The sequence below is a fragment of the Xanthomonas vasicola genome, from assembly GCF_000772705.2.
GTDB lineage: Bacteria > Pseudomonadota > Gammaproteobacteria > Xanthomonadales > Xanthomonadaceae > Xanthomonas > Xanthomonas vasicola.
Window position 1 is genome coordinate 38,752 of record NZ_JSBW02000050.1, and the last position, 12,628, is coordinate 51,379.

The 12,628-nt window shown below is 61.0% G+C and carries 9 protein-coding genes; all 9 read right to left on the bottom strand.

The features are described from left to right. Window positions 1-276 precede the first annotated feature (276 nt). The gene (locus tag NX05_RS13945; protein ID WP_053012862.1) at window positions 277-1,629 is read right to left on the bottom strand and encodes a Tle-like phospholipase domain-containing protein; all 1,353 of its coding nucleotides are present in this window, start codon (window positions 1,627-1,629) and stop codon (window positions 277-279) included. Continuing rightward, a complete protein-coding gene (locus NX05_RS13950) occupies window positions 1,626-2,285 on the bottom strand; it encodes a hypothetical protein (protein ID WP_039436294.1) in 660 nt (219 codons plus the stop codon). The genes NX05_RS13945 and NX05_RS13950 overlap by 4 nt, the downstream gene beginning before the upstream one ends. Beyond that, the gene (locus NX05_RS13955) at window positions 2,282-2,812 is read right to left on the bottom strand and encodes a hypothetical protein (RefSeq protein ID WP_039436296.1); all 531 of its coding nucleotides are present in this window, start codon (window positions 2,810-2,812) and stop codon (window positions 2,282-2,284) included. The genes NX05_RS13950 and NX05_RS13955 overlap by 4 nt, the downstream gene beginning before the upstream one ends. Before the next feature lie 292 nt (window positions 2,813-3,104). Next, window positions 3,105-3,620: a DUF4189 domain-containing protein gene (locus NX05_RS22695; protein WP_080764581.1), complete on the bottom strand. Its 516-nt coding sequence runs from the start codon at window positions 3,618-3,620 to the stop codon at window positions 3,105-3,107. Between the two features lie 37 nt (window positions 3,621-3,657). After that, window positions 3,658-4,776, bottom strand: a complete 1,119-nt coding sequence (locus NX05_RS13960) for a TrbL/VirB6 family protein (RefSeq protein ID WP_039436299.1) — start codon at window positions 4,774-4,776, stop codon at window positions 3,658-3,660. Window positions 4,777-5,223: 447 nt separating this feature from the next. Continuing rightward, a complete protein-coding gene (locus NX05_RS13965) occupies window positions 5,224-8,349 on the bottom strand; it encodes an efflux RND transporter permease subunit (protein WP_011348407.1) in 3,126 nt (1,041 codons plus the stop codon). Further along, on the bottom strand, window positions 8,346-9,416 hold the full coding sequence (locus NX05_RS13970) for an efflux RND transporter periplasmic adaptor subunit (RefSeq protein ID WP_039436301.1): 1,071 nt from the start codon (window positions 9,414-9,416) through the stop codon (window positions 8,346-8,348). Before NX05_RS13970 ends, NX05_RS13965 begins: the two co-directional genes overlap by 4 nt. Window positions 9,417-9,638: 222 nt before the next feature. Continuing rightward, window positions 9,639-11,552 (bottom strand): sulfate adenylyltransferase subunit CysN, encoded by a 1,914-nt coding sequence (cysN, locus tag NX05_RS13975; protein ID WP_172645758.1) that lies wholly within the window; start codon window positions 11,550-11,552, stop codon window positions 9,639-9,641. A 62-nt stretch (window positions 11,553-11,614) separates the two neighbouring features. Beyond that, window positions 11,615-12,523, bottom strand: a complete 909-nt coding sequence (gene cysD, locus NX05_RS13980) for a sulfate adenylyltransferase subunit CysD (RefSeq protein ID WP_010370926.1) — start codon at window positions 12,521-12,523, stop codon at window positions 11,615-11,617. Between the last annotated feature and the right edge of the window lie 105 nt (window positions 12,524-12,628).

A 12,628-nucleotide genomic window follows, 5' to 3' on the forward strand; every position in this document is an offset into this window, starting at 1 on the left:
AACCGCCGAAGTCGATCACATCCGGGCATGGCTGTCATGTGACCTTCGTCATTGCGCGGACCAAGGGAGAGCGCTCCCTGTACCGACCTGCCTGGCATCATCAACTCCAGGCTGAATGCCTGAATCTCGTTGCTGAAGTAGTCGTTGATCAGTTTGAAGAAAACGAAGTCGCCCAGGTTGGCATCCGCCAGGGGCTATAGCCAGTTCATCGCGCGTCGGTGCTCAGGGGCAGCCTGGGGCGTTACAGTCATCTGGGCATGTGAGGCGTTCATCGCCTTACAGTACACGCGTCGGCGATGGCGTGAGGTCTGGCGGCGAGCGCTGCGCATCCAGCGCTTGCGACTGGCGGATGCTTTCCTGCACGGGAGGAATGCTCTCGGCCAGATCCACCTTGACCCGGTAGCCGGGCGTGTGCCCGAGGATCCAGATCGCATCCTGATTCGCTGTCACGCTCTGCAATTGATCTGGATGCACGATGCCCATGCGCTTGGCCTCGACGATGGCGTGCATCGTCACAGCATCGGAAGTGCCTGCTGGCAGGTTGCTGTGGATGGCCCAATACAGCGGCTCGTTTGAGACGGAAGCAGCGCCCGGATCGACACAGCGCTCCGGCGACGGACCCAGCGGCATCTTCCAGCCGGGTGGCACATAGACTTGCCTGTCCTCGCGCTGCATGCGCTCCTGAGTTTCCGCCCACCGCTGCGCTGCCATCTCCGCCATGCCGGCACCGGAAGCCAATGGGCCGCGCAAGTGATCGATGCCATCGACCAGATTCATCGACTGGAGGCTGCGGGAAGCCAGGGTCAGGCCACCGCGCATCAGGGAGACATCGTTGCGGTACTTTTCGATCATCGGCGCGTACTGCTTGGCCAACTGCTGCGCCTGGGGGTCTTCCAGCACCGAGCGATCCGGCTTGCCGTTGCCATCGACGGGCAGGAAATTGTGGATGCGGTGCGAGTCGCCGAGCCCGACAGCCACGAGCGGATTGCGGTCATCCAGCACGCTGTGGGTATTGTCGTAACCGGCCTGTTGCAGTAAGGCGATTTCCTGCGGCGTGGCATAGACCTTGACCTGCCCGTAGTGCTTGCTCGCAGCACTGACCGCATCGCCGGCCATGACGTGATTGATCACATCGGTGCCGCCTTCGGGGATGCGCCGGTCCAGGCTGACCGCACCGTAGGCGTTGAAGGTCTCGCCCTTGAGGCCGAAGTGGTGGGCGGTGACCTGGGCTAGATCGCCACCGAGGGAATGGCCGGTGACGGTGACGGCGGGGGCTGGCTGGCCGGACTTGAGGTGCTTTTGTTCTGCGTAATCCAAAGCGTGTTGAGTCAACTCAATAGCATCATCGACTTGATAATTGTGGCGGGCTGCGACCATGCCGCCATCAGCATAGGCACCATCTTGTTTTGGTTGACGATCAAACTCGGTACCGCGATGGGCGGCGATAATCTCGCCTGTATCTATCCTCTCGTAGATAACCCCCTGATAGCCTGAAGGGCGATCCATATACTCCAAACGCTTGAACAAGAAACCCCCTATCTCGACTGGACTACTATTCGGACCTGTCTCTGGCGGCCTGTCGTAGACATCTTTTGCTATAAAGGCATATTGCTGCTCGGTCAGGCTCACTTAGATACCCTCTCAGACTTCAGCGTTATCTTGAATAAATTGCTCCGATTGGGCTCGGCATATTTATCTGGACTGTACTCGCCCGTGTCTGGATAGTTCTCCATTCGACTCCGCGGGTATCCGCCATTCCAAAAATAAAATTCTACGGGCGTCGTATTTTTCAGCTGCGCTTTAAAGAGTACTGGCTGAAACCTGGTTTCCTCTTTTTTACCAGTAGCCTTCAATGAAATGCCAACTCCATTAAGTTCAAAGGTACAAGCACCCTTGCCGTAGTAGTCGGCATCGACCATGCCATCGGCATAAATCGTCGCCACATACGTTGTGTCACTTACCTTCTCAAAGTGAATGGGAATTCCATCCTCTTTTGGCTTTGTCGACATACCCAATGAGCGATCGAAGGGTGTGCACGCATCGCGGTTGGTCATTTCATAAAACGCAGTCCCCGAAATCCACTCAAAAGGCCCCGGCGCATCCTCGATTGTCATCGTGATCCGGTAAGCCTGCGTCGGATGCGGGTTCTTGCGATAGACCGGGTCGCCGTCGGCGGTGGTATCGCCAGTGCCATGTCTTTCGGAAGTAGCATTCATCGGGTTGCACCCTGCCAAGAGAGCTAAGAAAAGACATCCAAGAATCTTGAGTCCCAGATGCCGGTTCATGCCGCCATCGTACGCTGCGCAGCACACTGTGCGGCGGTCATGGAATTCGTGAGTCTTGAACAGGTGCGGTTGATATTGATTCGATGTAGCGAAAAGGCAAATGGCATGATTGCGAAGACCAATCCAAAATCGGGGAACTTCTTCATTATATCCATCACAAAGGGGATGCAGGTCGCTGCCACTGCAAGCATCAACATCAGTAGCGTCATTGCGGTTGCATTGACAATGGCGCGGCGCAGCTGTTTCAGTTCTTTGGTATGTTTCCGCTCTGATCTCAGTTTTTCCCAAGTGGTCATGGCACCTGTGATGAGCCACAGCAGCATCGACACTATAGCGAAGCACAATACAGCACAGACGATGGTGGCAAACTGCGCAAGTTCCAGCAGGAAGGCGAATGAAGTTCGATGGGCCAGGACCACCAAAAGTGCGGTGAGTAAGCTCGTGATCAACAGGATAGTCATCATGCGCCGAATGCCCTGGGGTGACCGATACCACTGTGCGTTGCTTGAGGGGAAGACGCTATCCATTACATCACTCCTGCGAACTCTATTGAACTAACGGCGGGCGGATTCAGGGGTTCGTGACAAGCTTTGAGGGACGCCTGTAGGAAACGCTTTTGGGCAAAGCAATGCAAACATAAGTGCTGAAACGCAGGGGATGAATTTGTAGTGACTGCAGCCAACCTGGACTGAGGACTGAAGTCATACAGAAAAATGCTGTCAATAGTTCACGCTGTTTCATGGCATCCCTTTCCATGAATTATTTTTTAATAGATGTGTTTTTGAAATATTCCTAGATGAGCTAATGTCGGCGTTATGCTCAGAATCTTTTGAAAACAGGGTCTGTACATGCTGTGTAAACGATTTTACAGTCGGCACCAGGGTTATCTTTCTTGCAAATTGACATCGCATGCTCACTTGCAGCTTCTATTGATGCGCCAGCAGTGACGCCGAGAGTTATCTTTCCAATCCGTTCAGGCTGAGTTACTGCTGCGCACTGGTTCTTATAAGAAAATAGTACGCTACACTCTTTCTGGCTCGATTCTTTACAGTTCATCAGCGAGTCTTGCTGGGCCTCTTCCTTACTGAGCTTTCCAGTGGAGACCCCCAGATTACTAGCTCCGTCCCCGGCGATAGCCCCCCAAGTTTTAAGCCATTTCCCGCTAGGGCGTCGCTCCTGTTGCATTGGGGATTCTTGTGGAATAGGCGCGCACGCTACAGCCCCTTGACCTCCAATTTGATATTGCCCGACTGGGCAGCCTTGAGCTGCAGCATAGCCCGAGAAAAATACTAAGGAGCCGAAGATAGCTACAGGATTTTTAATCATTTGAGCCATCAATATTTATTAGTTTATATTAAGCAAGGCCGGGGGATTAAGCATCTCTCTGTCCAGCTTGCCCTCGCGAACCCGCTGTCTGTGCTGCTGTAGCTGCTCTTTCGCCCGTGACTTTAATAGCGGCGGGAGTGTTTACTTCTGGTCTTGACTCAGCATTTCCTCCGCTCTTTGCAATCTGCGGCGGCACATACGACCCAGCCGGCTGCCCCTGCGGGCCAGGGCTAGCAGCATTCCCAAATGCCGAGTACGCCATGAAGTTCCCCATATTCCCCTGCCAGATCGCCGCCGCAAACGTCGGTACGCTGATGATCAACACGGTCATCATCAAGCCGATGCCGCCCTGCTGCAGGGCATGGCTGGACAGACCTTCTGCGTTGCCCAGGGTAATGATCCGGGCAACCCAGTAGGCCGCCGCCACCTTGGCGCTGAACTTGAGCACCATCGCTGTCACCACCGACAGCATGGACATCGAAAACAGCGTGCCCAGCACATAGAACAGCCATTTCTTGAACAGGTCCTTGGTCTGGTCGAAGACCAGCGCCAGGATGAAGATCGGCCCGATGCCGATCAAAAACGCCATCGTGAACTTGAACAGCAGCAGCATCGCACCGGCCGCCATCGGCGGGCTGGCGGTGCCGAGGCCGGCCATCAGCACAGCACGGCCTTTCTTCTCCAGTGCTTCCGGATCGGTGGGGTCCACGCGCACCGCATCCAGCGCGGTCAGCGCCACCTGCGTGTAGGCAAGATTTTCGTCGATCGCATCGGAGGCGGTTCCGCTATTGCCGGTGAACAGCTGGTGGATCTCTTTGCCCAGGTTCTGGGTGATGGTCTGGTGGAGCATGCCACCATGGATCCCGACGGCGGAGGCCACGCTGATGATGATGGCCACCTTGCCGGCCTTGATCATGGTGGCCATGGCGTTCTCGCGCGATTGCCCGGTGGCGATCCGATAGCCCAGGATCATCACCCACAAGGTGGTCACCGTCAGCGCGATGGTGCTGACCCAGCGCATGGCACGGCCCATCAGTGCCAGGCCGAATGCCTGAATCTCGTTACTGAAGTAGTCGTTGATCAGTTTGAAGAAAACGAAGTCGCCCAAGTTGGCGTCCGCCAGGGGCTGTAGCCAGTTCATCGTTCCGTAAAGAATTGCGTCCATTACCTTCTGCCTGTCTGTCGTGGTGAGCGATGAAGTGGATAAACGGCTTTCAGCGTTATACGAGGGGCACAGCGCGGAAGGAGATAGGCAGCCCGGGCAGGGATGCGGAAATGAGCCCCTGCCAGGCCCATCATCCTTATGTGCGACTGTGGCATCTTGTTCCGGACTCTGGCATAGGTACTCGCGGATTGCCACTGACTAATGCTTCACAGATCGCGCGTTCAACTCCTCTGGAGGGCGATTTACAGGCATAGCGTTGATCAGGTAGGAAAAATCCTACATCCGGCGACGGCAATTCCTCACCCCACAATGGGGTGCTCGGTTGGGGCTCCACATCGATGTGTCAATGTGGAAACTTACGGATCGCGTACCGCCACAGCTGCCAGGACCGCAAGCGAGCCCCGATTTTTAGACAACACCGGCAGCACAACGCGCTGCCGGCCGCGTTCACGCATGCCCACCCACCGACGGCGTCTGCGCTTCCAGGGTTTCCAGCTGGCGGGCCACCGCTTCGGGCGACTTGGTAAACGGCGCGATCAGGCTGTAGAACGCCGGCACCACGTACAGCGACAACAACGTGGACAGCGAGACGCCGAAGATCACCACCACGCCGATGGTGGCGCGGCTGGCCGAGCCAGGCCCACCGGCCACCACCAGCGGAATCGCGCCGACCACCGTCGCAATCGAGGTCATCAGGATCGGGCGCAAACGCACCGATGCCGATTCCACGATGGCCGCATGCACGCTGCGACCTTCATCGCGCAACTGGTTGGCGAACTCCACAATAAGAATGCCGTTCTTGGCGGCCAAGCCGACCAGCATCACGATGCCGATCTGACTAAACAGGTTGAGTGTGCCACCGGTCAGCCACAGGCCCACCAACGCCCCCAGCACCGCCAACGGCACCGTGAGCATGATCACCAACGGATGCGCAAAACTTTCGAACTGCGCGGCCAGCACCAGATACACCACCAGCAGCGCCATGCCGAAGGTCAACAACACCGCACTGCCGGATTGCTGGTACTCGCGCGATTCGCCCTTCCAGTCGACCTGCGCATATTCGGGCAATTCTTCCTGCGCCGCCTGCTGCGCCCAGGCGATGGCATCGCCGAGCGGATAGCCCGGCGCCAGGCCCGCGGTGATCGTGATTGCACGCAGGCGATTGAAGCGATTCAAGGTGCCGGCTTCGGCCACTTCGCTCAAGGTCACCAGGTTGGAGAGCGGGATCAGTTCGCCACGGTTGGAACGCACGCGAATGGCGGTGAGGTCTTCCGGCGACATGCGGCCTTCGCGCCCGGCCTGCAGCATCACGTCGTATTCCTCGCCGTTGTCGACGAAGGTGGTGACGCGGCGCGAGCCCATCAGCGCTTCCAGCGCCCCGCCGATGGCAGTGACCGGCACGCCCAGATCGGCCGCGCGCAGGCGGTCGATATTGACGCGCATCTGCGGGCGGGTTTCCTTGTAATCCGAGTCGGGGCCGACCAGACCGGGGTTGGCTTCCATGCGCTGCAAAATGCGGTCGCGCCATTGCGCGATTTCTGCGTAATCCGGCCCGCCCAGCACCAGCTGGAACGGTTGTCCACGGCTACGCACCAGCCCGCCGCTCACCTGCGTGCGCGCACGCACGCCGCTGAGCACATTGAGTTTCTGCTGCACCTCATCGGCCACTTCGGTGGTGGGGCGGGAGCGCTTTTCCCAATCCTGCAAGAACACGCTAACCCGGCCGGTGTGCATTTCCTCGCTGCTGCCAAAGCCGCCGGGCACGCGCGGGTTGGCGCGCACGATGGGTTTGTCCGGCCCCACGAAGGGGCGCAGGATGTCTTCCACCTGATGCATCTGCCCCACCGTGTAATCGAAGCCGGCACCTTCCGGGCCGTCGATCATGATCTGGAAATTGCCGCGGTCTTCGGCCGGCGCCAGTTCGGAAGGAATGCGGCCCATCAGCCATGCGCTGGCGCCCAGCGCCAACAGCATCAACAGCGCAAAGATCCAGGTGCGGTGCACATGCCGCTCCAGCGAGCGCCCATACGCACCGGACACCGCCTGCATGCGCCCATCGAACCAGCGGTGGAAGCGATTGGGCTTGGCCTGCCCATGCGCGCGCAACAACTTGGACGACATCATCGGCGTCAGCGTCAGCGCCACGAAGGCCGAGATCGCCACTGCCGCCGCCAGCGCCACCGCCAATTCGCGGAACAGCCGCCCGGTATTGCCTTCCAGAAAACCGACCGGCAGAAACACCGCCACCAGCACGGCCGTGGTCGCAATCACCGCGAACGCCACCTGCCCGGTGCCGCGCTTGGCGGCCACCAGCGGTGGTTCGCCCAGATCGATCCGGCGCTGGATGTTTTCCACCACCACGATGGCGTCGTCCACCACCAGGCCGATACACAGCACCAAGGCCAGCAGGGTGAGCAGGTTGATCGAAAAATCGAAGGCGTATAGCGCAATGAACGCGGCAATCAGGCACACCGGCACCGTCACCGCAGGAATCAGCGCGGCACGCGCGCTGCCCAGAAACACCCAGATCACCACCAGCACCAGCACCACCGCTTCCACCAGCGTGTGATACACGCGCTCCACCGCCGCATCGATGAAGGTGGTGGTATCGAAGGCAACGAAGATGTTGGTGCCCTTCGGGAGCGACTTCTGCACTTCTTCGGCCTGCGCGCGCGCTTCACGCGCCACGTCCAGCGCATTGGCGGTGGAGTTGCGCACGATGCCCAGCCCCACGTTGGGCACGCCATTGCTCTGGAAATAGGCGCGCCGCTCGGCCGAGGTCAGCTCCACCCTGGCCACATCGCCCAGCCGTACCACGTAACCGCCCTCGCCCTTGTTCAACGGCAACTTGGCGAAATCTTCGGGCTTGAGATAACTGCGCTCCACGCGCAAGGTGAAATCGCGCTGCGCCGATTCGATGCTGCCGGCGGGCAGCTCGACGTTTTCGTTCTGCAGCGCGGCTTCCACATCGGCCACGGTGAGTTCGCGTGCCGCCAATTGGTCGCGGTCCAGCCAGATACGCATCGCATAGCGCTGGCGCCCGCCGATCCGCACCTGCGCCACGCCATCCAGGCTGGAGAAGCGGTCGACCACGTAGCGCTCGGCGTAGTCGGACAGCTGCAGCGTGTCCATCGTGCTGGAGCTCATGTTGAGCCACAGGATGGGGTCGGCGTCGGCTTCGACCTTGGAAATCTCCGGTGGACGCGCCTGGTCGGGCATGCGGTCGGACACCCGGCTGACCGCATCGCGCACGTCGTTGGCGGCCGCTTCCACATCGCGCGATTGCACGAACTCGATACTGATGTCGGAGGAGCCATTACGGCTGCGCGCCTCGATGGTGGAGATACCCTCGATGCCGGCCAGCGCGTCTTCCAGCACCTGGGTGATGCGGCTTTCCACCACTGCGGCAGAGGCGCCGGTGTATTCCACATCCACCGAGACGATGGGCGGGTCGATGGCCGGCAATTCGCGCAAGGTGAGGCGGGTGAACGACATCACCCCCAGCACGATCAGCAGCAAACTCATCACCACCGCCATCACCGGGCGGGTGATCGACAGGTCGGAGAGTTTCATTGTGCGGCCGCCTGGGGGCGGGGCGCTGCGGGCGGGGCCTGATTCACCACCTTCAAGCCCGGGCGCAGCTTGCCGGTGCCGTCCACTACGATGCGCTCACCGGCCTTGATGCCTTCGAGGATTTCCACCTTGCCGTCCCGACGCTCGCCCAGCCGCACATCGGCGCGCTCCACGGTGCTGTCGGGCTTGACCCGGAAGACGTACGATTCGCGCCCCACCTGCACCACCGCAATTTCCGGAATCACCACCGCCTGCCGCGCCGGCTGGAACAGCCGCACATCCAGCAGCATGCCCGGACGCAGCCGGCGATCGTCGTTGGGGAAATCCGCGCGCACCGTCACCGAGCGCGTGGTCTCATCGATCCGCGAATCGATGGTCACCACCTCGCCCTGGAACTGCGCGCCCGGATACGCCGCCGCGCTGCCGCTCACCGCATTGCCGAGTTGCACCAGGCCGAACTGCGATTCCGGCACCTGGAAATCCACGTACATGCGCGCCACATCGTCCAACGTGGCGATCACCGTGCTGGAGGTGATCAGCGAGCCAGGGCTGATCTGGCGGATGCCCAGCACACCGGAAAACGGCGCGCGCACTTCGCGGTCGGTGATTTCCGCGCGCATCTGCTGCACCCGCGCCTGTGCGGCATCGCGCAGCGCGCGCTGCGTGTCCACGGTGGACTTGGCCACCAGTTGCTGGCCAACCAGACTCAACTGGCGGCGGTACAACTGGTCGGTCTCTTCGAAGGTGGCCTGTGCGGCGGTCAATGCCGCCTGCTGCGAATTGCCGCGCAGACGCAGCAGCAATTGCCCGGCCTTGACCTCGTCGCCGCTGTCGAAATACACCTGCTCCACCACATCGCTGACCGCTGCGGTGAGCGCCACCGATTCGCGCGCACGCACCGTGGCGATCGACTGCACCGTCGAGTTCCAGGGTTGGGTGGCCACCGCCTGCACAGAGACCGGAATGGGTTTGGCGGCTGCTGGCGTGCTGGCCTGACGGCTACAACCGGACAGGACAGCGGCCAACAAGAGCGCGGCGCAAACGCGCGCGCTGGGCAGAACAAGCATCAGAACATCCTGGCGGGGTACGTCGAAAGTTTACCGACCTAGCCGCCATGAATTGACAGAAAGGACGCGCTTTGCACCATGACCAAAGACCCTTGCTGTCCTTGGCACGGTGCGCTGGTCAGCACCGCCATGGCCGTGCTGCCTGCATGGGTTCATACACCGCCGTTCTGCCATTCACCAGGTTCGTCTGACGACTGCCCACCCTGTCGTTGAGGCCACCCTTCAGCGTTCCAGACCCAGAAACTCGAGCACGTGGCGCGCCAGCACCTCTACATTCTCACCATCGGCGTGAAGATGGATCTCCGGCGTCTCTGGCGCCTCATACGGCGAGTCGATCCCGGTGAAATTGGGAATCTGCCCGGCACGCGCCTTGCGGTACAGCCCCTTCACATCGCGCGCTTCGGCAACTGCCAGCGGCACATCTACAAACACTTCGACAAACTCGCCCTGATCGAAGCGCTCGCGCGCCAGTTGCCGCTCGGCACGGAACGGCGAGATGAAACTCACCAGCACGATCAGGCCGGCATCGGCCATCAAGCGTGCCACTTCGGCCACGCGGCGGATGTTTTCCACGCGGTCTTCGTCGGTGAAACCCAGATCGCGGTTGAGCCCGTGGCGCACGTTATCGCCGTCCAGGATGAAGGTGTGATAGCCCAGCGAGTGCAGACGTTTGTCGACCAGGTTGGCCACAGTGGACTTGCCTGCACCCGACAGGCCGGTAAACCACAGCACGCGCGGCGCCTGGCCCTTGATGCGCGCACGTGCACTGCGATCCACATCCAGATGCTGCCAATGCACGTTGCCGGCACGGCGCAACGCGAATTCCAGCGTGCCGGCAGCCACCGTGACATTGCTCTGCCGGTCGATCAGGATGAAACCGCCGAGCACGCGGTTGCGCGCATACGGCGAGAAGGCGATGGGCTCGTCCAGCGCCAGGTTGCAGTAGCCCACTTCGTTGAGCTCCAGCCGTTTGGCGGCCAGCCGCTCCTGCGTGTTCACATCGACCTTGTGCTTGATCTCGCTGATGCTTGCGGTGACCGTGCGGGTGCCGATCTTGAGCCAGTAAGGGCGCCCGGGCAGCAGTGCGGCATCGTCCATCCACAGCAGATGCGCAGCGAACTGGTCTGCCACTTCCGGCGGGTCGTCGATGGCGGCGATGATGTCACCACGGCTGATATCGATCTCGTCGCGCAGGGTCAGCGTCACCGCCTGCCCGGCGCGTGCGCTGCTCACCTCGCCGTTGGCATCGAGCACGCTTGCCACCTGCGTGCGGCGCCCGGACGGCACCACCAAGACCGCATCGCCCACACGCACTTGGCCGGCGGCAATCGTGCCTGCATAGCCACGGAACTGCGCGTTGGGGCGGTTGACCCACTGCACTGGCAAACGCAGGCCGCTGCCGGCTTCCGGCGGCTCCAGCTGCACGGTGTCCAGATGCTGCAGCAGATGCGGGCCGCTGTACCACGGCATCCGCGTCGAAGCGCTGGACAGATTTTCGCCAGCCAGCGCAGACAGCGGAATGCACTGCACATCGGTAATGCCTAGCTGCGCGGCAAGCGTCTTGTAGGCATCTGCGATCGCAGCGAACACCTGCGCGTCGTAGTCCACCAGGTCCATCTTGTTGACTGCCAGCACCACATGGCGGATGCCCAGCAACGACACGATGTAGCTGTGCCGGTGCGTCTGCGCTAGCAAGCCCTTGCGTGCATCCACCAGCACCACAGCCACATCGGCCGTGGATGCGCCGGTGGCCATATTGCGCGTGTACTGCTCGTGCCCGGGGCAATCGGCCACGATGAATTTGCGTTGGTCGGTATCGAAGTAGCGGTACGCCACATCGATGGTAATTCCCTGCTCGCGCTCGGCCGCCAGCCCGTCCATCAACAACGCGTAATCGATGCCCTCGCCCTGCGTTCCATGCCGCCGGCTATCGCTTTCCAGCACCGCCAGCTGATCGTCGAACAAGCGCTTGCTGTCGTACAGCAACCGCCCGATCAGCGTGCTCTTGCCATCGTCCACGCTGCCGCAGGTGATGAAGCGCAGTAAGGGCTTGGATTCGTGCTGCTGGAGATAGGCACCGATGGTGCCGGGAATCGGGAGTCGGGAATCGGGAATCGCAAAGGCGTTCTCTTCGATCGTGACGCTTGCCGGCAACCGCTGTTGCGATTCCCCATTCTCCATTCCCCATTCACTGCCCATCAAAAATACCCCTCAAGCTTTTTCTGTTCCATCGATGCGCCCGGTGCGTGATCGATCATGCGGCCCTGGCGCTCGGAACTGGTGCTGACCAACATTTCGGCGATGACCGCTTCCAGCGTGTCGGCGCTGGACTCGATCGCGCCGGTGAGCGGGTAGCAGCCTAGCGTGCGGAAGCGCACCGAGCGCAGTTGCGGGGTTTCGCCCGGATGCAGCGGCAGGCGTGCGTCGTCGACCATGATCCAGGCACCGTCGCGTTCCACTACCGGGCGTGGGGCGGCGAAGTAGAGCGGCACCACTGGAATTTTTTCGCGATAGATGTACAGCCAGATATCCAGCTCGGTCCAGTTGGAGAGCGGAAACACGCGCACGCTTTCGCCGGGCTTGGTGCGTGCGTTGTACAGATTCCACAGCTCCGGGCGCTGGTTTTTCGGGTCCCAGCGATGGCGCGCATTGCGGAACGAGAACACGCGCTCCTTGGCACGCGATTTCTCTTCGTCGCGGCGCGCCCCGCCAATCGCCGCATCGAAGCCGCCCTGCTCCAGCGCCTGTTTCAGGCCCTGGGTTTTCATGATGTCGGTATGCACGGCGGCGCCGTGGCTAATCGGTCCAACGTCCTGGGCGATGCCATCGGGGTTGATGTGCACGCGCAGGTCCACGCTGGTCTCGGCCGCGCGGCGGTCGCGGAAGGCGATCATTTCACGGAACTTCCAGCGTGTGTCGATGTGCAGCAACGGGATCGGCGGCCGCGACGGCGCGAACGCTTTGAGCAGCAGATGCAACAGCACCGAGCTGTCCTTGCCCACCGAATACAGCATCACCGGGGTTCGGAACTCGGCAGCGACTTCGCGCAGGATGTGGATGCTTTCGGCTTCGAGCCGGTCGAGATGGGACAGCGGCGGCAGGGTCATCGGGATGTCGGGTGCATCGGCGGGCAGACCAGCCGATGGTAGGGCAAGGCGCTGCAGTGTGTGCCCCCCTGATGACTGCACGAAATAAGCGCCCGGCATAACGCG